Source organism: Halorubrum coriense DSM 10284 (assembly GCF_000337035.1).
GTDB classification, from domain to species: Archaea; Halobacteriota; Halobacteria; order Halobacteriales; family Haloferacaceae; genus Halorubrum; species Halorubrum coriense.
In genome coordinates this window covers 105,487-130,762 of sequence record NZ_AOJL01000060.1, presented here as the reverse complement: position 1 = coordinate 130,762, position 25,276 = coordinate 105,487, and the positions used below count along the sequence as shown (strand labels likewise).

The 25,276-nt window shown below is 69.9% G+C and carries 28 protein-coding genes; 13 read left to right on the top strand and 15 right to left on the bottom strand.

The features are described 5' to 3' along the window. The first annotated feature begins 199 nt into the window (after nt 1–199). The 3 genes from C464_RS14110 to C464_RS14105 all read left to right on the top strand — a co-directional run bounded on the left by C464_RS14110 (nt 200) and on the right by C464_RS14105 (nt 1,989). Complete coding sequence (locus C464_RS14110) at nt 200–1,177, top strand: aldo/keto reductase (RefSeq protein ID WP_006114432.1); 978 nt, start codon at nt 200–202, stop codon at nt 1,175–1,177. A gap of 92 nt (nt 1,178–1,269) precedes the next feature. Then, nucleotides 1,270–1,425 (top strand): hypothetical protein, encoded by a 156-nt coding sequence (locus C464_RS19305; RefSeq protein WP_167539343.1) that lies wholly within the window; start codon nt 1,270–1,272, stop codon nt 1,423–1,425. 129 nt (nt 1,426–1,554) lie between these two features. After that, nucleotides 1,555–1,989, top strand: coding sequence for a hypothetical protein (locus C464_RS14105; protein WP_006114431.1), 435 nt, complete (start codon nt 1,555–1,557; stop codon nt 1,987–1,989). 122 nt (nt 1,990–2,111) lie between these two features. Here C464_RS14105 and C464_RS14100 read toward each other — a convergent pair whose 3' ends face one another. Further along, the gene (locus tag C464_RS14100; protein WP_006114430.1) at nt 2,112–5,267 is read right to left on the bottom strand and encodes an adenosylcobalamin-dependent ribonucleoside-diphosphate reductase; all 3,156 of its coding nucleotides are present in this window, start codon (nt 5,265–5,267) and stop codon (nt 2,112–2,114) included. 421 nt (nt 5,268–5,688) lie between these two features. Between C464_RS14100 and C464_RS14095 the strand changes: the two genes are divergently transcribed. After that, a complete protein-coding gene (locus C464_RS14095; RefSeq protein WP_006114429.1) occupies nt 5,689–5,931 on the top strand; it encodes a hypothetical protein in 243 nt (80 codons plus the stop codon). Nucleotides 5,932–5,976: 45 nt separating this feature from the next. Here the strand turns inward: C464_RS14095 and C464_RS14090 are convergent, their stop codons facing one another. Together C464_RS14090 and C464_RS14085 are read right to left on the bottom strand one after the other, a co-directional pair. Beyond that, nucleotides 5,977–8,244: a CDC48 family AAA ATPase gene (locus C464_RS14090; protein WP_006114428.1), complete on the bottom strand. Its 2,268-nt coding sequence runs from the start codon at nt 8,242–8,244 to the stop codon at nt 5,977–5,979. Continuing rightward, a complete protein-coding gene (locus C464_RS14085; protein ID WP_006114427.1) occupies nt 8,241–8,492 on the bottom strand; it encodes an Hsp20/alpha crystallin family protein in 252 nt (83 codons plus the stop codon). Before C464_RS14085 ends, C464_RS14090 begins: the two co-directional genes overlap by 4 nt. 220 nt (nt 8,493–8,712) lie before the next feature. Between C464_RS14085 and C464_RS14080 the strand changes: the two genes are divergently transcribed. The 4 genes from C464_RS14080 (at nt 8,713) to C464_RS14065 (ending at nt 12,408) form a co-directional block, all read left to right on the top strand. Beyond that, on the top strand, nt 8,713–9,483 hold the full coding sequence (locus C464_RS14080) for an alpha/beta fold hydrolase (RefSeq protein WP_006114426.1): 771 nt from the start codon (nt 8,713–8,715) through the stop codon (nt 9,481–9,483). Between the two features lie 90 nt (nt 9,484–9,573). Next, nucleotides 9,574–10,266: a hypothetical protein gene (locus C464_RS14075; RefSeq protein WP_006114425.1), complete on the top strand. Its 693-nt coding sequence runs from the start codon at nt 9,574–9,576 to the stop codon at nt 10,264–10,266. A 90-nt stretch (nt 10,267–10,356) separates the two neighbouring features. Further along, on the top strand, nt 10,357–10,731 hold the full coding sequence (locus C464_RS14070; RefSeq protein WP_006114424.1) for an Hsp20/alpha crystallin family protein: 375 nt from the start codon (nt 10,357–10,359) through the stop codon (nt 10,729–10,731). Nucleotides 10,732–10,734: 3 nt separating this feature from the next. Continuing rightward, a complete protein-coding gene (locus C464_RS14065; protein ID WP_006114423.1) occupies nt 10,735–12,408 on the top strand; it encodes an ABC1 kinase family protein in 1,674 nt (557 codons plus the stop codon). 1 nt (nt 12,409) lies between these two features. Here the strand turns inward: C464_RS14065 and C464_RS14060 are convergent, their stop codons facing one another. The 4 genes from C464_RS14060 to C464_RS14045 all read right to left on the bottom strand — a co-directional run bounded on the left by C464_RS14060 (nt 12,410) and on the right by C464_RS14045 (nt 16,087). Then, nucleotides 12,410–13,285 carry an FkbM family methyltransferase gene (locus C464_RS14060; protein WP_006114422.1) on the bottom strand — a complete coding sequence of 292 codons (876 nt, stop codon included), beginning with the start codon at nt 13,283–13,285 and terminating at the stop codon, nt 12,410–12,412. After that, nucleotides 13,278–14,426, bottom strand: coding sequence for a site-2 protease family protein (locus tag C464_RS14055; RefSeq protein ID WP_049911199.1), 1,149 nt, complete (start codon nt 14,424–14,426; stop codon nt 13,278–13,280). Before C464_RS14055 ends, C464_RS14060 begins: the two co-directional genes overlap by 8 nt. A gap of 196 nt (nt 14,427–14,622) precedes the next feature. Then, complete coding sequence (locus C464_RS14050) at nt 14,623–14,883, bottom strand: DUF7123 family protein (protein WP_004597322.1); 261 nt, start codon at nt 14,881–14,883, stop codon at nt 14,623–14,625. 346 nt (nt 14,884–15,229) lie between these two features. Then, complete coding sequence (locus C464_RS14045) at nt 15,230–16,087, bottom strand: molybdopterin synthase (protein WP_006114420.1); 858 nt, start codon at nt 16,085–16,087, stop codon at nt 15,230–15,232. A 129-nt stretch (nt 16,088–16,216) separates the two neighbouring features. Between C464_RS14045 and pyrH the strand changes: the two genes are divergently transcribed. The 4 genes from pyrH (at nt 16,217) to C464_RS14025 (ending at nt 19,934) form a co-directional block, all read left to right on the top strand. Further along, entirely contained in the window at nt 16,217–16,936 is a 720-nt protein-coding gene (gene pyrH, locus C464_RS14040) for a UMP kinase (protein WP_006114419.1), read from the top strand. Further along, a complete protein-coding gene (lysS, locus tag C464_RS14035) occupies nt 16,933–18,693 on the top strand; it encodes a lysine--tRNA ligase (protein WP_006114418.1) in 1,761 nt (586 codons plus the stop codon). The genes pyrH and lysS overlap by 4 nt, the downstream gene beginning before the upstream one ends. Continuing rightward, nucleotides 18,694–18,948, top strand: coding sequence for a DUF7573 domain-containing protein (locus C464_RS14030; protein ID WP_006114417.1), 255 nt, complete (start codon nt 18,694–18,696; stop codon nt 18,946–18,948). Between the two features lie 89 nt (nt 18,949–19,037). Next, on the top strand, nt 19,038–19,934 hold the full coding sequence (locus C464_RS14025; RefSeq protein WP_006114416.1) for a sensor histidine kinase: 897 nt from the start codon (nt 19,038–19,040) through the stop codon (nt 19,932–19,934). Here C464_RS14025 and C464_RS19870 read toward each other — a convergent pair. From C464_RS19870 to C464_RS14010, 4 genes are all read right to left on the bottom strand, one after another. Continuing rightward, on the bottom strand, nt 19,931–20,065 hold the full coding sequence (locus C464_RS19870; protein ID WP_006114415.1) for a hypothetical protein: 135 nt from the start codon (nt 20,063–20,065) through the stop codon (nt 19,931–19,933). The two genes, C464_RS14025 and C464_RS19870, sit on opposite strands and share 4 nt — an antisense overlap. Nucleotides 20,066–20,167: 102 nt before the next feature. After that, nucleotides 20,168–20,470, bottom strand: coding sequence for a DUF5808 domain-containing protein (locus C464_RS14020; RefSeq protein WP_006114414.1), 303 nt, complete (start codon nt 20,468–20,470; stop codon nt 20,168–20,170). Nucleotides 20,471–20,564: 94 nt separating this feature from the next. Continuing rightward, entirely contained in the window at nt 20,565–22,307 is a 1,743-nt protein-coding gene (locus C464_RS14015) for a bifunctional N(6)-L-threonylcarbamoyladenine synthase/serine/threonine protein kinase (protein WP_006114413.1), read from the bottom strand. Between the two features lie 9 nt (nt 22,308–22,316). Beyond that, complete coding sequence (locus tag C464_RS14010; RefSeq protein WP_006114412.1) at nt 22,317–22,622, bottom strand: 30S ribosomal protein S24e; 306 nt, start codon at nt 22,620–22,622, stop codon at nt 22,317–22,319. Between the two features lie 149 nt (nt 22,623–22,771). On the opposite strand from C464_RS14010, the gene C464_RS14005 reads away from it, so the two are divergent. Then, entirely contained in the window at nt 22,772–23,353 is a 582-nt protein-coding gene (locus C464_RS14005; protein WP_006114411.1) for a hypothetical protein, read from the top strand. Between the two features lie 17 nt (nt 23,354–23,370). Here the strand turns inward: C464_RS14005 and C464_RS14000 are convergent, their stop codons facing one another. The 4 genes from C464_RS14000 to C464_RS13985 are packed head-to-tail and all read right to left on the bottom strand — an operon-like array spanning nt 23,371 to nt 25,275. Next, entirely contained in the window at nt 23,371–23,994 is a 624-nt protein-coding gene (locus C464_RS14000; RefSeq protein WP_006114410.1) for a GTP-dependent dephospho-CoA kinase family protein, read from the bottom strand. Nucleotides 23,995–24,019: 25 nt separating this feature from the next. Beyond that, entirely contained in the window at nt 24,020–24,217 is a 198-nt protein-coding gene (spt4, locus tag C464_RS13995) for a transcription elongation factor subunit Spt4 (protein WP_006114409.1), read from the bottom strand. Then, nucleotides 24,217–24,792 carry a DNA-directed RNA polymerase gene (locus C464_RS13990; protein WP_006114408.1) on the bottom strand — a complete coding sequence of 192 codons (576 nt, stop codon included), beginning with the start codon at nt 24,790–24,792 and terminating at the stop codon, nt 24,217–24,219. The genes spt4 and C464_RS13990 overlap by 1 nt, the downstream gene beginning before the upstream one ends. Before the next feature lie 21 nt (nt 24,793–24,813). Then, nucleotides 24,814–25,275, bottom strand: a complete 462-nt coding sequence (locus C464_RS13985; RefSeq protein WP_006114407.1) for a DUF188 domain-containing protein — start codon at nt 25,273–25,275, stop codon at nt 24,814–24,816. Between the last annotated feature and the right edge of the window lies 1 nt (nt 25,276).

Here is a 25,276-nt window from a genome sequence, read left to right as displayed (position 1 = left end):
GGCTCTCGTCACACTTCAGGCGGCAGTTGAACCCGCTTCTGTCCGCTCTCGCTCCACCGCGACCGGCGCTCGCTCTCCTCTCGTTCGGCATCGAGGGCCGGTTGAACCGCCGACACCGGACGGATCCGGGCCGCCGCGGGTCGGTCCGGTGCCCGGAACCGACGCCGGGATTTTTACTGCGCCTCGTCGTGACCGGCGTATGGAGTACACCACGCTCGGTTCGACCGGCACGACCGTCTCGAAGATCTGTCTCGGCTGTATGAGCTTCGGCGACTCCGACTGGCGCGAGTGGGTCCTCGACCCCGAGGCGGGCCGCGAGCTCGTCGAGCGCGCGATCGATCTGGGCGTGAACTTCTTCGACACCGCCAACATGTACTCGAACGGGGAGAGCGAGCGCGTCCTCGGCGATACGCTCGACGGGTACGACCGCGACGAGTTCGTCGTCGCCACGAAGGGGTACTTCCAGATGGACGAGTCGAACCCGAACTCCGGCGGCCTCTCGCGGAAGGCCATCGAACAGGAACTGTCGAACTCCCTCGACCGGCTGGGGATGGACACGATCGACCTCTATCAGATCCACCGCTGGGATTACGACACGCCGATCGCGGAGACGCTCGCCGCGCTCGACGACGCCGTCCGGCGCGGCGACGTGCGGCACGTCGGCGCGTCGTCGATGTGGGCCCACCAGTTCGCGGAGTCGCTCCACGCGAGCGACCGCGAGGGGTACGAGCGGTTCGCCACGATGCAGAACCACTACAACCTCGCGTACCGCGAGGAGGAGCGCGAGATGCTCCCGCTCTGTGGGAAGGAGGGGATCGGCGTGATGCCGTGGAGCCCGCTCGCGCGCGGCTACCTGACGCGCCCCCACGACGAGGTCGACGCCACGCTCCGCGGCGAGACGGAAGAGCACCTCTACGCGCACCCCTACCGCGAGGGCGGCGGCCGAGCGATCAACGAACGGGTCGAGGAACTCGCCGCGGAGAAGGGCGTGAAGATGGCCCAGATCGCGCTCGCGTGGCTGTTCCACAAGGAGTCGATCGACACGCCCATCGTCGGCACGACGAGCGTCGAGCACCTCGAGGACGCGGTCGAGGCGCTCGATATCGACCTCTCCGACTCGGACCTCGACTGGCTCGAAGAACCGTACGAGCCGGTCCGCGTCTCCGGCCACGAGTGACGACGGAGCGCGGACGGCCGCGTTCGACGCCTAAATCACGTTTTAGGGATATGTTGACAACGTATTTGTGTGTCAACAAATACCAAACGCCTATGACCGACGACGCCGACCGATCGCGGGTCCGTTCGCGCACCGAGTACTCTCGCGCCCGGACGCGGTGTCCGAACTGCGGCGACCGCGTGCCCGCGGCCGGCGGGGACCGCGAAGCGACGGAGTGCCCGAACTGTCACCGCATGGTTCGGACCTGACGCCGGCGCGGGCCGGTCGGCCGACCGGCGGCCGCACCCCGCCGCCCGCGCCGCACGTCGTGGACTTATAAACACACCGTCGCGGACGCCACGGCAACCCTTTTCGGCCGCGCCGCCGAACGCTCGCGCATGGCAGACGACGACGCCACCGACCCCGAGAACGGCGAGGCCGGCGAACAGGGCGACTCCGACGACGGCGAGGAGAAGTCCTTCCGCGAGCGCGTCGAAGAGATCCGGGAGCGACGCGAAGAGGAGCGCGAGGAGGGCGACCGGCCCGACCCCGAAGAGATGATGGGCGGCGGCGGCCCGCCGGGGATGGGCGGTGGCGGCGGCGGCAACCCCTTCGCGCAGATGATGTCCGGCATGATGGGCGGCGGCGGCCCCGGCGGCGCGGGCGGCCCGCCCGGCATGGGCGGCGGTCCCGGCGCGCAGGGCGAGCGCGGCGGCCGCGGCGACGACGGCGGCAACGAGGAGCTCGTCCGCGAGGTCCGCCAGCTCCGCGACGAGGTCCGCGACGCGACCCGACAGCTCCAGCGCATCGCGCAGGCGCTCGAAGACGACTAATCCCCTCGCGACGCTTCTCCGCTTTTCGACCCGGCCAGCGGCGCGCTAGTCGACCAAGTAGTAGTGAGCGCGTGGCGTGAACCGACGTCCGTAAAAAACCTCGTCGTCGACCGCTCGTTATCTTAACACTCCGACCAGCCGCACGACTCGCACGTCTTACAGCCCTCGGAGTAGTAGAGGTTCATCCCGCCGCACTCGGGACACTCGGGCGACTCGCCCGCGGCGATGAGCTCCTGCGTGGAGTCGTCGGCGCCGGCGGCGTCGTCCTCGCCCGTCGGCGCGACCCCGCTCGGCGCGTCGGTCGCCGTGCCGGCGTCCACCGCGCCGCCGTCGGTCTGGCTCGGGGGGCTCGCGCCCGCCGCGGCCTCCTCGACGTCGTCGAGGCTCTGCTGTTGGGGGATCCCCTTGTCGACGTCGTCGTCGAGGTAGCGCCGCAGCGCGGTGCCGATGGCGTCCGGGATCGACTGGATCTGCTCGCCCTTGTCCCAGGCGACCTTCGGGCTCCGGGTGCCCTGGAGCTCGTCGACGATCTCCTCGGGGTCGACGCCGGAGCGCAGCGCCGTCGAAATGACCTTCGCGAGCGCCTCCGTGAAGGAGTTGGTGTAGCCGCCGGAGTGGCCGATGTTCGCGAACAGCTCGAACGGCAGTCCGTTCTCGTCCTCGTTGATGGTGACGTACAGCTTGCCGTAGCCCGTCTCGACGCGCTGGGTGACCCCGTTCAGGGAGTCGGGACGCGGGCTCCGCTCGCTGTAGTCGATCCGCGGCTGCTCGGTCGTTTCGAGCAGGTCCGAGACCTCCGCGTCGATCGCGGCCTGAACGTCCTCGTTGTCGAGGAACGCCTCGACGCCGCCGAAGACCTCGTTGATCTGTTCGACGATCGTCTCGGCCGCCTCGCTCTCGTCGGCGAACTCCGTGTTCTGCGCCCGCGTCGTGAGCACCTGCTTCGAGCGGGTGCCGTCGCGGTAGTAGGTGACGCCCTTCCCGCCGTTCTCGTAGATGTACTCGAAGACCTCCTTGGCGTCGCCCAGCGTGGAGTCGTTGGGGGCGTTCACCGTCTTCGAGATGGCGGAGTCGACGCCCTTCTGACAGGCGACCTGAACGCCGGCGTGGTCCTTCGCGGAGAGGTCGCCGGTGACGACGAACAGCTCGCCGATGGCGTCCGGCACGGTGTCGAGCCCCTCGACGCCGTCGAACTCGTTCGTGGCCATCTGCTCTTGGGCCTCCTGCTTGACCGCGTCGACGTCGACGTCGTTGGCCTCCAGCGTGCGCAGGAAGTAGTCGTCGAACTCGACGAGCATCTCGTCGCCCTGGACGTCGTCGGAGACGTTCTTGTAGTAGGCGACGTTGTAGATCGGCTCGCAGCCGCCGGTCGTGTTGCCGATCATCGACGTCGTGCCCGTGGGGGCGATCGTCGTCGTGTTGTGGTTGCGGATCGGGAAGCCGTCTTCCCACTCGTCGGCGTCGAGCCCGGTGTAGTGCTCGAACCAGTCGCCGTACTCCGTCGGGTTCGCGTACTTCGAGTCCGCCCAGTCGTTGAACGTCCCGCGCTCCTCGGCGAGGTCGTGAGAGGCAAGCTTCGACTCGTGGTTGATGTGGGTCATCAGCTGCCGGGCGATCTCGTTACCCGACTCGGAGCCGTAGCGGACGCCGAGCTGGACGTACAGCTGCGCGAGCCCCATGATCCCGAGCCCGATCTTCCGCATGTCGCGGACCTTCTCCTCGATCTCGTCGACCGGGAAGTCGGACATCGTGACGACGTTCTCGAGGAAGCGAGTGCCGTACGCGATCCGGTCGTCGAACTCCTCGAAGTCGATCGCCTCCTGAAGGAAGGCGTCGATCGCCGCCGCCTCGGTGTCGTACTCGTCGGCGTGCTCGTCCGACCACACCCGCCAGTCCGGCGCGTCGAGGTCCGCGAGCGTCGAGAGGTTGATGTGGCCGAGGTTACAGGCCTCGTACTCCTCCAGGGGCTGCTCGCCGCAGGGGTTCGTCGCGAGGATCCGGTGGTCCGGATTCTCCTCGACGTCGAAGGAGTGCTCTTTATTGATCCGTTCGAGGTAGACGACGCCCGGCTCGCCGTTCTCGTGGGCGCCCTCGATCATGTCGTCCCAGATCTCGGCGGCCGGGATCGAGAGCTCCTCGCCGACCTCGACGTGCTCGCCGAGCCCGAACATGTCGTAGAGTTCCTTCGTCTCCGGCGTCGCGACGTGCGCCTCCCCGGTGCGGGGGTTCGTGAAGGTGAACTCCTCGTCGTTCCGCAGCGCGTCCATGAAGTCGTCGGTGACGCCGACGCTGATGTTGAAGTTCGAGAGGTGCCCCTCGACCGCGTTCCGGAGGTGTTCGGGCACCTTCCCGTCCTCGTCGATGAGCTCGCGGGCCTCCTCCAAGGCGTCCGCGAAGGAGTTGTGCGTGAAGTCGTCGGGGTCGTTCAGGCGCAGCGAGTGCGCGAGGGAGACGTCCTTGTTCTTCGCGTGGATGAACTGGATGACGTCCGGGTGCGAGATGCGCATGACGCCCATCTGCGCGCCGCGGCGCGCGCCGCCCTGCGCGATGGTCTCGCACATCTGGTCGAACGTCCGCATGAACGTGATCGGGCCGGAGGCGATGCCGCCGGTGGACCCGACGGAGTCGCCGTACGGGCGGAGCTTCCAGAACGCGTACCCCATGCCGCCGCCGGACTGGAACACCTCGGCCGCCTCCTTGGCGGTCTGGTGGATGTCGGTGATGTCGTCGCCCGGCGAGTCGACGAAGCAGGCGGAGAGCTGCTGGAGCTCGTCGCCCGCGTTCATCAGGGTCGGGGAGTTCGGCATGAACGAGAGCGACTCCATCCCGTTCCGGAACGTCTCTGCGGTCGCCTCGACGTGGTCGCGCACGCTCTCGGGCAGCTCGGGGACGACCGTCTCGTAGGCGAACTTGTTGACGTTGTGGGCCGTGAGCGCCGTCTCGGTCTCGTCGTCGGCCGTCGTGCCCGCGCCGAAGACCTCCTCGGCGAGCTCGTCGCGCCGCGGGTGGTCGGGCTTCAGCTGGTCGGGCGTGACGGTGACCTCGACGCCCCGCTTCTCGGCCTCGAAGACGGCCTCCGCGAGCGCGACGTTGCGCGCGACGCGGTCGAACAGCTCCTCTTGATCCTCGTCCGGTTCGCCGTCCGCGTTCTTCCGGAGGTAGCGCGCGGGCAGGATGTTGTGATAGGCGTTGCCCGTGAGGCGCTCCTCCATGGTGTCGCCCGTGGTTCGTTTGATCGGTAGTTCGACTCCGTCCGCGGTGACGCCGTCGCTGCTCATTCGACGACCACCCCGCTGGCTTGGCGTGGCATGTGGATCATCTGTAGTGTTGGTGTACTGGCGAGGCGGGCCCTTGTACGTTCGGATGTTCGGACCCGTCCGGCATCTACATGTCCGATTCGGTATGTAACGTCCGCCCGGCGCGTCTGACGCTGAATCCGGTACGTCGGATAAGAAGGGCCTCCGGACACATAAGCGTAGGTAGACCGGAGTGAAACTGATCGCCACACGAAAAAACCGTTCGAAGGGCGCGGTTCCCCACCGGAACAGAAGGGGGGCCGCTTCTCGGAGTCTCCGGCGTCGAGGACGCGCGACTCCGCCGCGGTGACCGCTCTCTCGCGGTTCTGCGATCGGGTTCGCCGCGACCGCTCCCCGAGACCTATCAGTATCGATAACAGAATGCGGCCCGTCCCACAAGCTTATGCCCGGCGTCGCCGTGAGCCCGGACATGACCGCTTCGTCACTCGCGCTCGCGGGGCTCGTCGCACCGGCGCAGGCCGCGCTGCTCGGCAGTCAGGTCGGGCAGCTGCTGGTCGCGCTGGTCGCCGTCGCGCTCGTCATCGTCGTCGGCAAGTTCGTGCTGAAGCTCGCGTGGCGGCTCGTCACGATCGGCATCGTCGTCGTCGCCGCGTTCTACCTGCTGTCCACGCTGGGACTCGTTTAAAAACCGCCGCGGACCGGCCGCCGCTTCGGGTCGAGCGCGTCCGACCTACTGGAACGCCGCGCCCGGCTCGGCCTCGTCGCGGTCGATCTCCGACCGCTTGAACTGCTTTTCTATCTCCTCGTAGCGCTCGCGCGTCTCGGGCGTCACGCTGGGGTTCACCTCGCTCAGCGCGTCCTCGAAGTGGTCCATCGTCACGCGGACGTTGCCGACGGACTCGCCGACCTCCTCGCGCGTGACGCTGCCGATGAACTCCCGGGAGGCGTTCATCGACGCCTCGCGGGCGACCGCCTCGATGTCGGCCCCCACGTAGCCCTCGGTCTTGCGGGCGAGGGCGTCGAGGTCGACGTCGTCCGCCAGCGGCTTGTTCCGCGTGTGGACCTCGAAGATCCGGCGGCGCGCCGCCTCGTCGGGGACGGGCACGTGGACGTGCCGGTCCAGACGGCCGGGGCGGAGCAGCGCCGAGTCGATGAGGTCGGGGCGGTTCGTCGTCGCGACGACGACCACGTCCTCCAGCGATTCGAGCCCGTCGAGCTCCGTCAACAGCTGGGAGACGACGCGCTCGCCGACGCCGGAGTCGCCGGAGTTCTTGCCGCGCTCGGTCGCGATCGAGTCGATCTCGTCGAAGAACACGATCGTCGGCGCGTTCTCGCGGGCCTTGCTGAACACCTCGCGGACGCCCTTCTCGGACTCGCCCACGTACTTGTTCAACAGCTCGGGCCCCTTGATCGAGATGAAGTTGGACTCGCTCTCGTTGGCGACGGCCTTCGCGAGCAGGGTCTTCCCCGTACCCGGCGGGCCGTACATCAGGACGCCCTTCGCGGCCTGCATGTCGAGCTCCTCGAACACCTCGGGGTACTCCAGCGGCCACTGGATCGTCTCGCGGAGCCGCTCTTTCGTGTCGCCGAGGCCGCCGACGTCGTTCCAGCTGACGTCCGGGACCTCCACGAACACCTCCCGCAGCGCGGAGGGCTCGATCCCCTTGATCGCCTCCTTGAAGTCCGACTCGGTCACCTGGATGCTGTTCAGCACGTCGGCGTCGATCTCGTCGCTTTCGAGGTCGATCTCCGGCCGGATGCGCCGCAGCGCGTGCATCGCGGACTCCTTCGCCAGCGACTCGAGGTCGGCCCCGACGAAGCCGTGGGTGTTCTCGGCGTACTCGTCCAAGTCGATCCCCTCGGTCAGCGGCATGTTCCGCGTGTGGACTTGGAGGATCTCCTTGCGACCGTCGCGGTCGGGGACGCCGACCTCGATCTCGCGGTCGAAGCGGCCGCCCCGTCGGAGCGCCTGGTCGATGGCGTCGACGCGGTTCGTCGCCCCGATGACGACGACCTCGCCGCGCTCCTCTAACCCGTCCATCAGCGAGAGCAGCTGTGCCACGACGCGGCGCTCCACGTCGCCGCCCGCCTCCTCGCGCTTGGGCGCGATGGAGTCGAGCTCGTCCATAAAGATGATCGCGGGCGACTCCTCGGACGCCTCCTCGAACACCTCGCGGAGCTGCTCCTCGCTCTCGCCGTAGTACTTCGACATGATCTCCGGGCCGGAGATCGTGTGGAAGTTCGCGTCGATCTCGTTGGCGACCGCCTTCGCGATCAGCGTCTTACCGGTCCCCGGCGGGCCGTGGAGCAGGACGCCCTTCGGCGGGTCGATGCCGAGGCGCTTGAACAGCTCCGGGTGCCGCATCGGCAGCTCGATCATCTCGCGGACCTGTTCGAGCTCGTCGTCGAGGCCGCCGATGTCCTCGTAGGTGACGTCCGGCCCCTCGCCGGTCCCGCCCGCGGCGTCGCCGCGGTCGGCGATCTCCTCCGCGGAGATCTCGGAGATGCTGATCTCCGTCTCGTCGGTGATGACGACCGTGCCGCCCGGGCTCGTCTCGGCGATCTTCATCGGGACCGCCTGCGACTGACCGCCCATCAGCCCGAAGCCGAGCGAGGTCCGGATCGTCTGGCCCTCAGTGACGGGCTGGCCGGAGAGCTTGTCGCGGATGAACGGGGCGATCTGTCCCCGCACCCGCAGCTGGCTCGGGAAGGCGATCGTCACCGCGTCCGCCCGCGAGACGTCGACGTCCTCGACGGTCACGCGGTCGTCGATCCCCACGTCGGCCTCCTGGCGGAGGCGGCCGTCGATGCGGATCACGCCGGTCCCGTCGTCCTCGGGGTAGCCGGGCCAGACGCGGGCGATCGCCGCCCCGTCGGCGCTCTCGACGCGGACGATGTCCCCGCCGGAGAGTCCGAGCTCGTCGGCCGCGACGCGGTCGATCGCCGCGAGGCGGCGACCAGCGTCCTTCTGTTTCAGCGGCTTGACGGTGAGCTTCATCGGTCGCCCTCCACGGTGAGAATCCCGTTGTTCACGGTCGCGTCGGCGGCCGTCCCGGGCAGCTCGAACTCCGATTCGACCGGCCCATCCGGTCCCTCCACGACGACGATCGCCGTCCCGCCGACGGTGTCGACGGTGACGGTCTCGTCGTCGACGCCGAGGTCGGCGGCGACGGTCCAGCCGTCGTCGTACTCGTACCGACGCAGCAGCGCGCCGTCGCCGGTCGATCGGGTCTGTATGTGATTCATCCTAACTACGAGTTAGTCGCGAGAGTATATAAATCTCTCGCTCAAAATCGCAGGACGTGAGTGATCTCAATTCGTAACGGTAGTGTAGCGGTTCGGGGCGACACGACCGCCCGCTGACCGCCGCCGACCGCCTGCCGGCCTTCGTCGATCGGGCGGATCGACCGGTCCGCGCCGCGGCTCCCTCCGGCGTTTATGCCGCTCGAAGACGAACCGTCGAGACATGGAACGGGTCACCCACGACGGTCGCGCGACGGCGTACCGCCGCTTCGACCGCGGCGGCAACGGACCGACGGTCTGTTTCGTCCACGGCAGCGGCGGCACGAAGGACGTCTGGAAGTCGCAGTCCCGGATCGCCGACCGATTCCCGGGGGTCGCCGTCGACCTCTCCGGACACGGCGACAGCGACGACGTCGCGACGCCCGCCGGCCCCGAGACGCTCGACGCCTACGCGGACGACGTCGTGGCCGTCGCGGACGAGACGGGCGCGACCGTGCTCTGCGGGAACTCCCTCGGCGGCGCGGTCGCGCTGTGGATCGCTCTGGAGCGCGACCTCGCGCTCGACGGCCTCGTCCTCGCCGGCACGGGCGCGAAGCTCGCGGTGGCCGAGCCCCTTCGAGACGCCCTCGCGGACGACTTTGAGCGGGCCGTCTCGTTGCTCCACGAGCCGGACCGCCTCTTCCACGACGCGCCGCCCGAGTACGTCGAGCTCTCCGAGGCGTCCATGCGCGCGTGCGGGCAGGCGGTCACCGAACGAGACTTCCTGACCTGCCACCGCTTCGACATCCGGGACCGGCTCGACGCGGTCGACGCCCCGGCGCTCGCGCTCGTCGGCGCGCACGACGAGCTCACGCCGCCCGCGTACCACGAGTACCTCGCGGACGGGATTCCGGCGGGAGAGTTCGCGGAACTTCCGGACGCCGCGCACCTCGCCATGCTCGAAGCGCCGGCCGCGTTCAACGAGGCGCTCTCGGCGTTCTGCTCCCGGCCGTAGGTCGTCCGCCGGGCCGGTTCGCGGATCCGCCGACCGCGAGGAGGCCGCGTCCGCCGCGAGCTTTAGGTCGCCCGCGCGTCCCGGTGGCACATGGTCGACAGCGACGACGGGGAGCCGGAGGCGGGTCGGGTGGACGGGTCCGGAGCGTCGGCGGCCTCCGCCCCGCCCCCCGCGGACCCGGACATCGACGACCTGCTCGCGAAGCTCGACGCCCTGCGCGACGCGGTCGACGAGGGACACGAGCGCGAGAAGGTGCGGCAGACGATCTCGCTCGTCGAGCGGATGCCCGGAACCGGCGCGCTCGCGGAGCGGATCACCAAGTACACCACGCGGGACCTCGCCGAGTCGTTCGTCGGCGCGGTGCTGTTCGCGCTCCCGCTGCTCGTCGAGGGCGGCGTCTTCGAGATCGCGGCCTGGTTCGCGGCGACCACCGTCGCGGGCGTCCCGGTTCTCTTGATCGGCCACGTCGGGTTCGTCTTCCTCGCGACCGCCGGGCTCCTCTACTACGCCGACTTCCGGCAGATCGCGATCCGACACCCGATCTTCGGCGTCATCCCCCGGCGATACGCGGGCGTCCTCCTCGTCTCGCTGGCCACCTCGTCGGCCATGCTGCTGTTCTGGGGGCGGCTCCACGAGGGCGACCCCACCGCGCTCGAACGGGCCGGGCGGATCGCGGTCGTCTGGGCCGCGGCCGCGTTCGGCGCGGGGCTCGGCGACATCCTCCCCGGCGAATCGAAGGGCGAGGACCTCGGGAAGTTCGACCTCGACATCGGCGACGACTGAGGGGTCGCGTCGGGGCCGTTCCCGCACCCGGTCCCGCGGCCCGCCCGCCCTTTCCACAGCTTTTTCGCCGCGGCGACCCTACCTCGGTTTATGTCAGCGCTACGTGACGCGCTCCGGGACCTCCCGGACGCGGTGTTTGCGGACTTACTCGAGTCGGACGACGGGTACGTGCTCGTCGTCGACCTCCCGGGCGCGACCGCCGAGACCACCGAGGTGCTCGTCGAGGACGGCCGCATCGACATCGAGGGGCGCCGCGAGAAGGCCGTCCCCGACGGGTTCGAATACGTCCGCGAGGACCGCCCGCTGTTCCTCGACGCCGAGCTTCCCCTCCCCAACGACGCCGACGGCGCTGGGGCCGACGCCGAGATAGACCGCGGCGTCCTCGAGATCTCGCTCCCCAAGCGGGAGCGCGACGTCTCCACGAGCATCCCCGTCGACGACGCGGACGACGAGGGCGACGCCTGACGGGTGGTCACGCTGGTCAACCTTCGCGCCTACTGGCGGTTCGTCGTCGTTCTGCGGCAATTCTCGCCGCTTATCGTCGCCTACTGGCGTGACAGGCGGCGGTACTTCCTGTTCGGCGGGAGCCGCGAGGTCGACACCGAGACCCAGCGCGAGCGCGCGGCCGTCCTGCTCGATATCCTGCTCACGCTCGGGCCGACGTTCATCAAGCTCGGACAGATACTCTCGACGCGGCCGGACATCCTGCCGCCGGCGTACATCGAGGTGCTGGAGGGGCTCCAAGACGACGTGCCCCCCGCCCCGTGGGAGGAGTCGAGGGTCGTCCTCGAAGACGAGTTCGGCCCGGTCGACGAGACGTTCGACGACTTCGACCGCGACCCGATAAGCGGCGCGAGCCTCGGGCAGGTGTACACCGCCACCTACGAGGGCGACGAGGTCGCGGTGAAGGTACGCCGCCCCGGGATCGAGTCGCTCGTCGAGGCCGACCTGCGGACGATCCGGTGGTCGATCCCACTGGTCAAGCGGTTCACCGGCGCGGGTCGGGCGTTCTCGCTGGAGAACCTCGCCGACGAGTTCGCCAAGACGATCCGCGAGGAGATGGACTACGCCCGCGAGCGGACGATGCTCGAAGAGATCCGCGGGAACTTCACGGACAACGACCGGATTCGGATCCCGGAGACGTACGAGCCGGTGTCGGGACCGCGGGTGCTCACGATGGAGTACGTCCCGGGGACGAAGATCAGCGACATCGACGCGCTCGACGAGGCGGGCCACGACCGGACGGCGATCGCGGAGATCCTCCAGGAGGTGTACCTCCAGATGATCATCGACGACGGCGTGTTCCACGCCGACCCGCACCCGGGGAACCTCGCGGTCGCCGACGACGGGTCCGTGATCTTCTACGACTTCGGGATGGCGGGTCGCGTCGACCCGTTCGTCCAAGAGAAGATCGTCGAGTTCTACGTCGCGGTCGCGCGACAGGACATCGACGACATCCTCGACACGCTCATCTCGATGGGGACGCTCTCGCCGGAGGCCGACCGCGAGGTGATGGGCAACGTGATGGAGCTCGCCATCGCCGACGTCCGCGGCGAGGACGTCGAGCAGTATCAGGTGAACCAGATCATCGAGCAGGTGGAGTCGTCCATCTACGAGTTCCCGCTCCGGCTTCCGCCGAACCTCGCGCTCGTCCTCCGGGTCGCCACCGTCGTCGAGGGAGTCTGCGTCACGCTCGACCCCGAGTTCGACTTCATCTCGACGGCGACCGACTACCTCCGCGATGAGGGGTACTACGAGCAGACCGCCCGCGACCTCGCCGAGGACGCCGGCCGGCAGGTCCAGAAGACGACGGAGGCGCTGTTCACGGTCCCGCCGAAGGCCGACGAGTTCCTCGACCGCGCCAACCGCGACGACCTGACGGTCAACGTCGTCTTGGAGGACGACACCAAGGTCTTAGAGAAGTTGGCGATGCGGATCGCCTACTCGGTCCTGCTCGCGGTCGGCGTCCTCTCGGCGACGATCCTCTACTCGTTCGCGAACAACTGGCGGCTCGCGCTCGTCGTCCTCGGGCTGGCCGCACCGCTCGCGATCGCCCTGTACCGGTCGTTCCGGAAGAAGCGCGGTCTCCGCGCGACGCCGCAGTTCACCAGACAGGGCATGAAACAGCGCCGAGACGACTGACTCACTCCCCCGGGTCCGACGCTTCGACCGGCCGGCAGATCCACACGTCTTCCGCCTCCTCGACCGCGTATTCCCGCGCTTTCAGCCACTCACGCAGGGCGACGGGCTCGGCGGCCGCCGTTCCTCCATCCACCGCCCCGCCCTCAGCGGCTCCTCCGTCCACGACTCCGCCCTCCGCCGCCGACTCAGTCCCGTGGACTTCCACGACGAGCAGCGGCCGCTGAGCGGCGAGCGTTGCCGCCGCGCCCCGCAACACCGCGGCCTCGTGCCCCTCGACGTCGACTTTGATCGCGTCCGGCGGCGGAACGGGGTCGACGTTGTCCGCGATCGTCCCGTCGACCCCCTCGACGAGGTCGTCGAGCCGCCGGACCGGGACCGACTCCGTGCCCGCGACGCTCGCGCCCCACCGCGTGGCCAGGTCGCGGTCGAACGCCGAACACTTCGAGAACGTCGACCGGTAGAAAGTGAGCGTCGCGTTCGCGTCCCCGAGGCCGGCGCGCCTGCGGTCGGCCCGCCCGCCGAGCCCGTTGCGGTCGACGTTCCGGGCCAGCCGGTCCGCGCTCTCGCCGTTCGGTTCGAACGCGACCACGCGGCGGTCGGTCCCGCGGGCCAGCGGGATCGCGTGTTCGCCGACGTGCGCGCCCACGTCGACGATCACCGCGTCGCCCGGCAGCCGATCGAGGGCCGCGAGCCCGGGGTCGTCGCCGTGGGGGTTCGTCGGCTCGTAGCTCCAGTACGTCCCGGCGACGGTCCGCTTCGGCGTCGCGACGCCGAGCGCGTACGTCATGTCGGCGAGCCGGTACAGCGCCCGGAAGCCGAGCCGCTCGACCCGCGCGCGCAGTCGCGAGAACGACCGGATCATCGCGGCGTCACGCACCGATGACCTGGATCGGGACCAGGAGGAAACAGAGCGCGCCCACGGCGAAGGTGAGGACGCCGACCGCGACCCGCCTCAATCCGAGCCCCCCCTCGTCGGTCGGGTTCGCCGGCCCGTTGTACGCGATCACGGCCGCGAACACGCCCCAGAACGCCCACAGCCCGACGGACTCGTTCAGCCCGAGCCCGCGCCAGAAGTAGAGGTAGGCGGCGATACTGAGCAGCGCGCCGGGGACGAGCGCCGCCACCGTCTCCTGGCGCGGCCCGAGCATCGCCCGGACCATGTGGCCGCCGTCGAGCTGGCCCACCGGGAGGAGGTTCAGGAGGGTGAAGAACATCCCCACCCACCCGCCGATCACCACGGGGTGCGCGGTGAGCCGCGGGTCGCCGTAGCTCGTCGGCTGCCCGAGGACGCCGGCGATGAGGTCCAACAGCGGCGGGTTGTTGAACCGGATCATGGCTCCCGACGCGTTCGCCAGCTCCGCCGGCACCCGGATCGGGTCGAGCGAGAGGCCGATCGCGGTCACGACGACCGTCGCGACGAGCCCCGCGATCGGCCCGGCCGCGCCGATGTCGAAGAGCACCTTCCGAGAGGGCATCCGCCCGCGGATGCGGATGATCGCGCCGAGCGTGCCGAACGGGAAGATGAAGGGGATGACGTACGGGAGCGAGACGGGGACGCCGTGGTAGCGGCCGGCGGCGTAGTGGCCGAGCTCGTGGGTCATCAGCACCCCGAGGACGGCGGCGGTGAACGGCCACGCCTGAAGCAGCGTCAGCGGGTTCGCGCGAATCTCGGCGAGCGGGACGTAGTACCAGCCGTACGCGCCGACGAACAGCGTCGACAGCACGGTGGCGGCGAACATGGCGACGTTCACCCACGGGATCCCGTCGCGGCCGCGATCGAACGGGGTCGCGACGACCACGTGGCCGCCGTCGACGATCTCGATGTCCACCTCGTAGCCGGCCTCCCTGAAGTGCGGGGTCAGCTTCCGTAACAGCGTCCGCTCCGGGACGTACGACTCGCCGTGGTATCGCACGCGACCGTCCTCGCGGCGGACCTCGTCGATCCGAAAGAACGTCCGGAGCGGCTCCGGACGCGGCGCGCCGTCGCCGGCCGCCGCCGCGTCCTCGTGTTCTGGCATCGTCACGTGGTAGCTGGTCGGCGAGTATAAACCCCGCGTCGGCGGGTGCGAGACCCGGTACCGACGGACCGGCCGCCGATTCGGTACTCGGGACAGGCGTCGGGAAAAGCGCGGACGGGGACCGAGCCGCGGAGAGGGGACGGTGGTGTGAGCCGGGGACGGTGCCGCGAGCGGCGGTCGGCGGAACCGCGGGCGTTCAGGCGGGCTCGACGCGCCAGGTGGTCGCGCCCGTGTACGACCACTTCTCGACGGTGAGTTCCGTCGCGGAGTCGCGGAGCTTCACCATCAGCGCGCCGATCTCCTTCGGCGAGAGGTCGACGTCCTCGGAGATGAACTTCCCTTTGAAGTACATCTCGCCGTCTTGTGCGCGGTCGAGCAGGTACTGCTTCAGCCGCTCTTCCTTGCTGCGGTCGTCGTTCGCGCTCGCGTTCGTGGAGGGGTTCGCAGTCGCGCTCATAGTACACCTCACGCTTGCCCCCGGAGGGTGTTATAAAGACAACACCGTTGGGTGACGTTCAGGGCGTTTCACCGAACCGTTCGGGCTAAAACGTGTCTGACGGACTCTTTAAAAACGTTTCAAATGCGCGCAGACATTTTATACTCTGTTTTGAGCCCGTTTCACCGCTCCGCTTATCGGTCGGGAGTACCGCCGGCTGACGCTCGTTCGAGCGTCATTTAGCAGCAAAATGCGCCGCAAAGATCGGTCCGGAACGACTGCGCGCACCTCGCGCGACCCCCTTCGAGCTCACCCCGCGAGCCGTGTGCGGCCGCGGTCCGATGGTCGCTCCGCCCCGCCGCGTCGCTCAGTCTCGCCGGTGGACCCAGAACGTCTCCGACTCCGTCGCCTCCTTCTTGAATATCGGTACCTCGTCTTTCAGCCGGTCGATCCCGTCTTCGACCGTCCGGAACGCCTCCCGGCGGTGCCCGGCGAGCACCACGACGAAGACGATGTCCTCGCCCGCCTCGATCACGCCGGTGCGGTGGTGCATCCGCACGTCGAAGACCCCGTCGCGGGTCTCGAGCTCCTCGGCGATCGCGTCCATCCGCTCTTCGGCGACCCCCTCGTACTTCTCGAACGCGAGGTGCGTCGTCCGGTCGTCCTCCGGAGCGTCGCGGGCCCGCACCCGGCCGGTGAACGTGGCGATCGCGCCCGACCGCTCCGCGTCCGCCGACGCCTCGACGCGGCGCACCAGCGTCTCGCGGGTGACCCACGGCTCCGCCCCGTCGAGGTCGGCGACGAGCCCGTCGAGGTCGACCGCGTCGGGGGCGTCCGCGGTCGCGAGGACCGTCCCCGGAACGCCCTCCGGATCCGGGTCCGGACCGAGGAGGACCGCGGGCACGCGCAGCCGCGACGCGCCGACCGCGATCAGGTAGTCGTGATCCGGAGCGAGCCCGTCGAGGAGGTCGTCGAAGCCGTCGACGCTCCCTCGACCGGTCCAGTTTCCGTCGGCGTCGAACGCGACGGCGGTGCCGGCTCCGCGGCGCTGCGCCGGACCGACGAGTCCTCCGTCGGCGGCCGGGTCGCTCGGCCCGGGTTCGTCACCGGGGATCGCGTTCGAGCCGTCGTCGCGCTCCACGACGGCGACCCGCCCGTCGAGGCGGTCCGCGAGCCGTCGAGCCAGCGCCGACGCCCCGTCGCCGACGATCGATATCGGTCGCATACCCGAGGGCGGGCCCCGACCGGCTTAGGCGTTTCCCGGTCCGAGCGCCGGTCCCGCCGCGCTCGGACCCCGGTCGGCGGCGTCCGGGCTTGACAATCCTTAAGACCGCGACAAGGGTACTCGTCGGCAATGAGAGTCGTCGTTTCTGTCGGCGGGAGCGTGCTCGCGCCGGACCTCGACCCCGAGCGCGTGGCCGCGTACGCCGAGGCGATCGAACGGCTGGCCGCCGACGGCTGCGAAGTCGGGGTCGTCGTCGGCGGCGGCGGCGTCGCCCGCGAGTACATCGAGACGGCCCGCGAGATCGGGGCCAACGAAGTCGAGCTCGACCGGCTGGGCATCGGGACGACGCGGCTCAACGCCCGGCTGCTGATCGCCGCCCTCGGCGACCGCGCGAACCTCGCGCCCGCGACCGACTACGAGGAGGCGGCGGCGGCGCTCCGCCGCGACGAGGTCGCGGTGATGGGCGGCGTCACGCCGGGACAGACGACCGACGCCGTGGCCGCCGCGTTCGCGGAGTCCGTCGACGCCGACCTGCTCGTGTACGCCACCAGCGCCGACGGCGTGTACGACGCCGACCCCAACGCCGATCCCGAGGCGGCCCAGTTCGCGGAGCTGTCGCCGGCCGAGCTCGTCGAGGTCGTCCTCCCGATGAGCCGCGACGCGGGCGCGTCCGCGCCCGTCGACCTCCTCGCGGCGAAGCTGATCGACCGGGCCGAACTCCGGTCGATCGTCCTCGACGGGACCGACCCGAGCGCGGTCGTCGACGCCGTGCTGCGCGGCGACCACACGGGGACGGACGTCGTTCTCCCCGGTGCCGGCGAACCGAGCCGCTGGACGGAGGCACGATGAGCGCGGACGACGCCGCGGACGAGACGGCCGACGCCTCCAACGCGGACGCCGACGCCCCGAACGCGGCTCCGGACGACTCCCCGCACATCCTCTCCGAACAGTCTCCCGCCGGGGATGAGAAAGACGCGGCCGAGCAGTCGGCCGAGACCTTCCACGCCTTCTGGGCCGACGTCGTCGCCGACGCGGTCGAGGCCCGCGACCCCGACGAGCCGATCGTGATCAAGGGGGGAGTCTCGCCGTCCGGGGTGGCGCACCTCGGGAACTTCAACGAGATCATGCGCGGCTACTTCGTCGCCGAGGTGCTCCGCGACCGCGGCCGCGAGGTGCGGCAGGTGTTTACCTCCGACGACAAGGACCCGCTGCGGAAGGTGCCGCGGAAGCTGGCGAACGCTGACGGCGAGATAGTCGGGCTCGGGGAGGTCGACGCGGGCGCGCTCGGTCGCAACCTCGGGAAACCGTACACCGAGATTCCGGACCCGTTCGGCGAGGCCGAGTCGTACGCGGCCCACTTCGCGGGGCTATTGAAGGCCGACGCCGACCGCCTGAACGTCCCCGTCGAGATGCTCTCGAACACCGAGCTGTACGCCGACGGCGACTTCGACGACGCGGTCCGGGCCGTCCTCGGTGACGTCGAGCGCGTCCGCGAGGTGCTCTCCCCGTATCAGGACAAGGTCGACGGCGAGTACGTCCCCTTCAACCCGGTCTGTGCGGAGTGCGGGAAGGTCACGGAGACGGTGACCGGGATCGACGCGGCGGCCGAGACCGTCGACTACGTCTGTACCGACATGGACGCCGGCGGCAACACCATCGAGGGCTGCGGCCACGAGGGGACCGCGACGTTCCGCGAGGGGAAGCTCCCGTGGCGGCTGGAGTGGCCCGCCCAGTGGGGCGTCCTCGGCGTGGACTTCGAGCCCTTCGGGAAGGACCACGCGGAGGGGTCGTGGCCCTCCGGCGTCGACATCGCGCGGAACGTCTTCGGCGAGGAACCGCCCGTGCCGATGGTGTACGAGTGGTTCACGCTCAACGGCGAGGCGTTCTCCTCCTCCGAGGGCAACGTCGTCACGGTCCAAGAGCTGCTGGAGCTGATCGAGCCCGAGGTGTTGCGCTACTTCTTCGCGCTCCACCCGAAGAAGGCCCGGGACCTCGACGTCGAGCGGCTCGACCAGCTGGTCGACCGGTTCGACCGGTTCGAGCGCGCCTACTTCGGCGAGGTCGACGACCCGGACCTCACCGCCTTCGCCGAGCGCGCCTACCCGTTCGTCGTCGGCCGGCCCGACGACCCGCCGACGGAGCGGCCGATCCGGCTCCCGTACACGTTCGCGGCGGTCCTCGGCATGGTCGACGACCCCGACTTCCGCGAACGCCTCGCCCGCGACGAGGGCCACATTCCCGCGGACGCCGACGCCGACGCGGTCGACGCCGCGCTCGCCCGCGTCGAGCAGGCGCGGAACTGGGCCGAGCGGACGGAAAACGAGTACGACTACCGGCTCCAGACCGACCTCCCCGCGGTCGAGTTCGACGAGGACGTCGCGGCCGCGCTCGACGACCTCGCCGAGTTCGTCGCGGCCGGCCACGACGGCGAGGAGATACAGGGAGCCATGTACGAGACGGCCCGCGACCACGACGTCGAGGTGAGCGACTTCTTCGCGGCGGGCTACCGCCTGTTCTTCGACGACACGCAGGGGCCGCGGCTCGGCGAGTTCCTCGGCGAACTGGAGCGGGACTACGTCGTCGACCGGCTCCGGCGGGAGGCGTAGATGTCCGAGGACCGCTCGCTCGACGACTTCGCGGCGGCGAACGCCGCCGGCTCGAACGACGCGGAGACGGAGTCGGACGGCGCGGAGACGACCACTACCGACCGGGAGACCGCCGACCCGGACGGCGTCGAGCCCGCGGTCGCCACGTCGACGTGGCACGCCGACGGCGCGGCGTGCGACCGGTGCGGGGAGCGGGCCGAACGCCGCTGGCGCGACGGGGACGCCCTCGTCTGCGCCGACTGTGCCTCTTGGTAACGGGGTTCGTCCGGCGGTCAAAACTTAAGCCGCCGGCCGCCGACGTATCGGCTGTCAAGAAAATTCTTCGAGGAACAAGTTAAATATAAATGAAATATATCTCGGAACTACTCTACGGGCGGTCGGCGACCGCCGTCACGGCGCTGTACCTCTGCCTCGGAGCGCTCTCCGCGGTCGCCGTCGACCTCGTCGTCGCGTCCGCGGGCGGATCCGCAGGTGGGGTAGCACCGACGCGTCTCGTCGCCGATTGGCTGATCGTGGCCGGATCCGGCGGGATCCTCTACGGCGCGGTCACGCACCATCGGCGCGAGGCGGAGACCGCGCGCCGGAACCTCGAAACCACCAACCAGCAGCTACAGGTTTTGAGCCGCGTGTTCCGCCACAACGTGCGGAACGATCTCAACGTGATCCAGGGGTACACCGACCTGCTGGCCGACCGAGTCGAGGACGATCGGAGCCGGGAGTGTCTAGAGACCGTCCGCGAGACGACCGACGACATCGTCGCGATAAGCGAGAAGCTCCGCGTGATCGAGGACGCGTCGCCCGAGCGACCGGACGGCCGCGTCGACCTCGTCGACGCGGTCCACGAGGCGATCGCCGCCGTCGACGCCGGCGGGGCCGCCGTCACGGTGGAGACCCCCTCCAAGGCGTGGATCCGCGCGGACGACTCCGTCGAGTTCCCGATCCGCGAGGTGTTCGAGAACGCGGTCACCCACAACGACGGCGCGACGCGGCGCGTGGAGGCGACGATCCGCGAGAACGGGACCACCACCTGTCTGGAGGTCACCGACAACGGACCGGGGATCCCGCCGGACGAGCGCGCGGTGTTGCAGGCCGAAGAGGAGACGCCGCTCTCGCACGCGAGCAGCATCGGGCTGTGGCTCGTCAAGTGGATGTGCGAGACGCAGGGCGGCACCGTTCGGTTCGACGCGACCGACGACGGCACGACGGTTCGACTCCGGTTCGAGTCCGCGTCGCCGCGCTAGTCCAGTTCGGTGATCGTCACGGCGTACACCGCGCCGCAGTTCCCGCATTCGACGTGGACACCCCGGCTCGTCTCCCCGCGGGTGAACTCGGAGATCTCCTCCGAACACGAACACTCGAACTGAACTTTCATCGTCGAGATTTCGGGCTTCTCGTATTTAAATGAAACCGATGCGGAATCAACGGTGAGAACCGACGGCCGCGCGACCGCGGCGCGCGGTCCCGCCGCCCTCGTTCAGTCGTCGTCGACGATCACTTCGACGGGGCCGTCACCGTCCTCGCCGGCGTCCTCGTCGGGTCCGGCGGACGGGTCTCCCCCGGCGGACTGCTGCTGCTGATAGTAGAGCCCGCCGGCCACCGCGAGCACGATCCACGACCGCCAGTTGGCGAGGTTCAGCGTGTAGCCGATGCCGAACGGCTTCTCGACGAGCATCCCCTTGCCGGGCTGCCAGTACGACGAGAGCAGCCGACCGAGGCTCGGCCGCTCGAAGTTGTACGGGATCCCGAGAATCTCTCCCGAAGACGGTTTATCTGCCATACGAGTCTATCTGTCGGCCGACACCATAAATCGTGGCGACGCGGCCCGCCGATCGCACCGCGGGTGCGGCGGCCGCCGACATGCCGGCGGACCGTCAGCGGTAGCGGCCGCGGTCCGCCACGTCACGGAGGCGGTCGAGGACGTCTCCGTCGCCGACCGCCTCGTACCCCGCTTCGAACGCCGCCACCAGCGGTCCGGGGTCGGTCGCGGTCGCCCGGACCGACCCCTCGAACACGTGGAGGTCCATCGCGTGGTCCTCGACGTGGCCCGTGTGGTAGCCGAGGCCGAAGTCGATGAGGTACGTCTCCGGCGGCGCGCCCGCCCCTCCGTCGCGTTCCGCGCGCTCGCCGCCGAGCGCCACCCGCACGTTCCGTGTCGTCGGGTCGCCGTGGACGATCCCCGCGCCGTGGAGTCGCGCGAGGTGGCGACCGACCGCCTCCGCCGACCGCTCGTCGAGGGCGGCCGCGAGGTCGCGCTCCCCGACGTGCTGGAGCGTCAGCGTCGCGTTCGCGAGGTCGACGTCGGACACGAGCGGCGTCGGAACGCCGGCGCGCCGCGCCTCGCTCGTCAGTCGGGCCTCCGCGACGGTCCGGTCGCGCCTGAGTGTCCGGTCCAGTTCGGGGTGTCGGTACGACTTCGGCACCCGCCGCTTGACCACCCGACGGTCGCCTCCGGTCCCGGTGACCTCGACGGTCGCCTCCGCGCCGCGGCGGTCAACGTCCGAGTCGGTCGCCGGGCGATCCGGCTCGCCCCGTCGCGCGACGGACTCGCCCGTCCGCCACGTCACCGGCACCTGATCCGGTCGGAAGTTCGGGTCGACCGCGGACTCCGCGACGGCGACGGTGTCCCCGGCGGCGGCCATCTTCGCGCCCAACACGGCGATCATCCCGGCGTTGTCGCGGAGGAACCGCGGCTCCGGCGCGTGGAACGCGGCACCGCGGGCCTCGCACATCGCGGCCAGCATCTCCCGGAGGCGGTCGTTCTGTGCGACGCCGCCGCCCAACACCAGTTCGTCCGCGCCGGTCAGCGACAGCGCGCGCTCGGAGACTTCCGTCAACATCGCGAACACGTGCTCTTGAAGCGAAAAACAGATCTCCTCGACCGGAACGCCCTCGTCCGCGGCGTCGTTGGCGGCCGAGCTGATCCCCGAAAAGGAGAAGTCCATCCCCTTGACGACGTACGGGAGATCGAGGAGGTCGGCGCCGGGGGTCGATTCGGGCCCCTCCTCCTCGCTTCCGGCCTTCTCCCCCTCGCTTCCGGCCCCGCTCGCGGCCGTCGCGAACTCGGCGGCCGCCGCCTCGACCTTCGGCCCGCCGGGATGGCTCCACCCGACGTGCCGGGTGAACTTGTCTATCGCGTTACCGACGCCCGCGTCCATCGTCTCGCCGAGGACGCGGTACCGCCCGTCGTGGTAGCCGAGCAGGTGCGCGTTCGCGCCGGAGGCGTTCAGACAGACGGGGTTGTCGAAGCCGGAGCGGTGGCGACCGATCTCGAGGTGCGCCACCATGTGGTTGACGCCGACGAGGGGGACGCCGAGCGTCCCGGCCAGCGACCGCGCGGCGGTCCCCACGATCCGGAGACAGGGCCCCAGTCCGGGGCCGCGCGAGAAGGCGACCGCGTCGACGGCGTCCGGGCCGTGTCGCTCCTCGGCCGCGGTCAACACCCGGTCGACGACTGCCGGAATCGCCTCCGACATGTGTTCGGCGGCCTCGCGCGGGTGAATGCCGCCGCTATCCGGTTCGTAGGGATCGGATTCGATGAGAACCGTGTCGGTCTCGGCGTCGTACAGCGCGGCGCTCGCGCACCACGCGGTACCTTCGATGCCGAGAACGCGCATCCGGCGGGGTTACGCTTCCTCGGCGTCCGCCTCTTCGCCGCCGATCTTGTTGCGTTCGAGCATGTGGTCCTGCTCGACGTCCAGCGCGTCGGCCGCGGAGTCGTACACCTTCGCGTAGCCGACCGTCTTGCGCATGCCGAACTTCGTGTCGAGCTCGTGGACGACGACCTCCTCGGAGTCCTTGTCGAGCTTGGCCGCCAGCGAGTCGCGGACCGACAGTCGCGAGGGCGTGGCCTCCTCGTGGGTCGTCTCGAAACGGATGTCCGTGCGGTGCAGCATCGGGTTCTCCTCCTCGGAGATGATATCGACGTCCATGGTTCAGTTGGGCGTATATCCCCTCGAAAGCTGTAAAAGGATTTCGAAGCGGGGGTGTCGCCGCCGAACTCCGCGCCGACCGTCGACGAGCCACACTGTTCGGCGTCAGGGTTTCCCACCTCCGGACCGTGCGTTCAGTTACCACGCGGATGTCAGACGACACGCGATTCGACCCAACCGACCGGTCACAATACGAACTCGCTCGGGCGGCGAACATCGTCGTCCCGCTGTCTCCGATCCGGAAGGCCCGGATCTGCGGGACGCTGGCTCTCCTCGGCGCGCTAGCAGGCCCGCTCGTCGCGACCCTTCCCCCGGCCGTCCGCGAGGCGAACTTCGCCGGATCGCCGCTCGTCACCCCGCTCGGCGTCGCGGCGGTCGTGCTGGTCGGGGCCGTCGCGGCCGGCGGGGCGGGCCTCGCCCTCGTCGCGCTCCAGCGGCGGCTCGCGCGCGGTCCCGAGCCGAGCGACGACGAGGTCTGGACGTTCCTCGCGCTCGAAGACGCGCTCACGGGCGTCGGGTTCGTCACCGGCGGCCTCGGCGTCGGCGTCGGCCTCTCGCTGCTGGCGAGCGGCCACTGGGGGGTCGAGGCCCTCGAAGAACTCCGCCGCAGCGGCGTCGAGCCGTACCTCCCGCTGTCGACGTTCCCGATCACGCCGCGGCTGACGAGCGCCGTCGCGCTGACGGTCGGCCTCGCCGTCCTCGCGGCGACGGTCCTCGTCGACGACGACTGATCCCCCGTCGTCGACCGCTACGCCGAGCCCTCCGGGCCGGTCTCGTCGCTCTCGCTCGGCTCGACGCCGAGCGCGTCGTAGGCGGCCGCGATGTCGCCCGACAGCCCCTCGAACAGCTCCCGCGCCCGTCTTCGGGCCTCGGGCGTGACCGCGACGCGGACCATCCCCTCGCCCGGCTGCCCGTAGACGACGGTCGACCCGAGCGGGGCCGCGACCATCGCCGGCAACGCCGCCAGGTCCTCCTCACCGGTCACCTCGATCGTCACCGGCTCGCTCGCCGCGAGCGCCTCGGCGAGCGCGTCGAGCAGCGCCGTCGACAGCGCCGCGGCCGGGTTCTCGACCGCGATCCGTCGCTCCTCCGTCGCCGCGAGCGCGGTCTCGATCTCCTCGCGGACCGCCTCGCGCTCCGTCCTCCCGTCGACCAGCGCCACGTCCGGGACGCGGCCGGCCTCCCGGAGGTGATAGGTGACCACGTCCCCGACCGCGACCAGCCGCGCGGATCCCTCGCTCGTCGATCCGCGTCGCTCGCGGGTCTCGTCGACGGCTTCCAACAGCGCCTCGGCGTCGGTCGTCACCGGCCCCAGCGGCTCTTTAAACGCGTCACGAAGCGATTCGGGGAGGGTGAGAAGCGGATCGGTCATCTTCGTCTGGCGTCTGCGCGGGCGACTATCTGACCTTGAGCGCGTACGCGCCCGCCTCGGAGACGTTCATCTCCTCGGCGATGTCGCTGTCCTCGGGCTTGGTGATGATGACGTAGCCCGCCCAGTCCTCCGTCAGCGACGACGACCCGCAGAGCGCGCAGGTCTGAGCGTCCGGGTCGTTGACGTGGTGACACTCCCGGCACGCCAGGCGGTCCTCGGCCATCAGTCGGCCTCCTCACCGGTCTGTTCGCGGTGTTTCCGCTGCCCTTCGAGCCAGTCGTGCTTCCCGAGGCCGGGCTGTTTCGCCGTGAGCCCGATCTTCGAGTCCCGGGGGTTGCGCTCGTCGATGCTCTTGGTGACGACGCGGACGCGCACGGCGTCGTCGACGCCGAGCGTCTTGTCGGAGTCCGACGAGGCGAGCTGCTGGTTCGCGCCGTCGAACGTGAGGTACTCGTCGGTGATCTGCGAGACGTGGAGCAGCCCGTCCACCGGCCCGATCCCGACGAAGGCACCGAACTCGACCGTCTCGACGACGGTGCCGTCGGCGACCTCCTGCATGTCGGGGTCGTAGGTGAGCGCGTCGAACTCCGCCTCGTAGTAGACGCCGGGCCGGTTGTGTAACACCGCCCCCTCGCCGATGTCGTGAACCTCGATGACGCTCACGACGCTGCCGACGTCCTCGTCCATCCGTCCTTCCAGCTTGTCTTGAAGCAGGGCTTTCACCCGCTCGTCGGTGACGTCCGCCAAGTGTTTCGGCGGGACCTCGACCGTGTCCTTGAGTCGAACTCGTTTGTACATGTTGTTGGTTGTCCGCGGCCGCTAGGGTTCCGTTATCGCCAGTGTGTTCCGACCCCTTAAACCGATTACTGGTGCGTCCGCCGTCAGCACCCGTTTCGCGAGGGGTCCGTCGTTGGTGACGACGGCGTCGACCCGGCCGGCCGCGGCCAGGGCGACGAGCGCGTCGTCGGCGTACGATTCGTCCGTCTCCACCGCCTCCGCCCGATCCGCGAGGTCCGCGCCGACGCTCGCGGCGGTCGCCTCCGCGCCGTTCCCGCGCTGGAGCCCGTCGAGCTCCGCGAGCACCGCCGCCGGCACCACGGCCTCGTAACCGCCGAGGAGCCGATCCAACTCCTCGAACAGCCGCAGGTCCGCCTCGACCGGCGCCATCAGCGCGCTCGCGTCGAGCGCGACGACGGGAACGTCATTCCCCCCGAGCCCCCCCGTGCGGCCGTCGTTCTCGGGCGTCCGGTCGGGACCGTCTGCGGGGGCGTCGTCGGTCACG

Bases quoted from the DNA above. Each gene is read 5' to 3' on its own strand.
- C464_RS14000 (WP_006114410.1), bottom strand. From the start codon at position 23,994: ATGACCGATCCGCTTCTCACCCTCCCCGAATCGCTTCGTGACGCGTTT.
- C464_RS14085 (WP_006114427.1), bottom strand. From the start codon at position 8,492: ATGAATCACATACAGACCCGATCGACCGGCGACGGCGCGCTGCTGCGT.
- C464_RS14070 (WP_006114424.1), top strand. From the start codon at position 10,357: ATGTCAGCGCTACGTGACGCGCTCCGGGACCTCCCGGACGCGGTGTTT.
- C464_RS14095 (WP_006114429.1), top strand. From the start codon at position 5,689: ATGCCCGGCGTCGCCGTGAGCCCGGACATGACCGCTTCGTCACTCGCG.
- C464_RS14110 (WP_006114432.1), top strand. From the start codon at position 200: ATGGAGTACACCACGCTCGGTTCGACCGGCACGACCGTCTCGAAGATC.
- C464_RS14090 (WP_006114428.1), bottom strand. From the start codon at position 8,244: ATGAAGCTCACCGTCAAGCCGCTGAAACAGAAGGACGCTGGTCGCCGC.
- C464_RS14020 (WP_006114414.1), bottom strand. From the start codon at position 20,470: ATGGCAGATAAACCGTCTTCGGGAGAGATTCTCGGGATCCCGTACAAC.
- C464_RS14045 (WP_006114420.1), bottom strand. From the start codon at position 16,087: ATGCGACCGATATCGATCGTCGGCGACGGGGCGTCGGCGCTGGCTCGA.
- C464_RS14030 (WP_006114417.1), top strand. From the start codon at position 18,694: ATGTCCGAGGACCGCTCGCTCGACGACTTCGCGGCGGCGAACGCCGCC.
- C464_RS14080 (WP_006114426.1), top strand. From the start codon at position 8,713: ATGGAACGGGTCACCCACGACGGTCGCGCGACGGCGTACCGCCGCTTC.
- C464_RS19870 (WP_006114415.1), bottom strand. From the start codon at position 20,065: ATGAAAGTTCAGTTCGAGTGTTCGTGTTCGGAGGAGATCTCCGAGTTC.
- C464_RS14050 (WP_004597322.1), bottom strand. From the start codon at position 14,883: ATGAGCGCGACTGCGAACCCCTCCACGAACGCGAGCGCGAACGACGAC.
- C464_RS14100 (WP_006114430.1), bottom strand. From the start codon at position 5,267: ATGAGCAGCGACGGCGTCACCGCGGACGGAGTCGAACTACCGATCAAA.
- C464_RS14055 (WP_049911199.1), bottom strand. From the start codon at position 14,426: ATGCCAGAACACGAGGACGCGGCGGCGGCCGGCGACGGCGCGCCGCGT.
- C464_RS14005 (WP_006114411.1), top strand. From the start codon at position 22,772: ATGTCAGACGACACGCGATTCGACCCAACCGACCGGTCACAATACGAA.
- C464_RS13990 (WP_006114408.1), bottom strand. From the start codon at position 24,792: ATGTACAAACGAGTTCGACTCAAGGACACGGTCGAGGTCCCGCCGAAA.
- pyrH (WP_006114419.1), top strand. From the start codon at position 16,217: ATGAGAGTCGTCGTTTCTGTCGGCGGGAGCGTGCTCGCGCCGGACCTC.
- spt4 (WP_006114409.1), bottom strand. From the start codon at position 24,217: ATGGCCGAGGACCGCCTGGCGTGCCGGGAGTGTCACCACGTCAACGAC.
- C464_RS19305 (WP_167539343.1), top strand. From the start codon at position 1,270: ATGACCGACGACGCCGACCGATCGCGGGTCCGTTCGCGCACCGAGTAC.
- C464_RS14075 (WP_006114425.1), top strand. From the start codon at position 9,574: ATGGTCGACAGCGACGACGGGGAGCCGGAGGCGGGTCGGGTGGACGGG.
- C464_RS14025 (WP_006114416.1), top strand. From the start codon at position 19,038: ATGAAATATATCTCGGAACTACTCTACGGGCGGTCGGCGACCGCCGTC.
- lysS (WP_006114418.1), top strand. From the start codon at position 16,933: ATGAGCGCGGACGACGCCGCGGACGAGACGGCCGACGCCTCCAACGCG.
- C464_RS14105 (WP_006114431.1), top strand. From the start codon at position 1,555: ATGGCAGACGACGACGCCACCGACCCCGAGAACGGCGAGGCCGGCGAA.
- C464_RS14015 (WP_006114413.1), bottom strand. From the start codon at position 22,307: ATGCGCGTTCTCGGCATCGAAGGTACCGCGTGGTGCGCGAGCGCCGCG.
- C464_RS14010 (WP_006114412.1), bottom strand. From the start codon at position 22,622: ATGGACGTCGATATCATCTCCGAGGAGGAGAACCCGATGCTGCACCGC.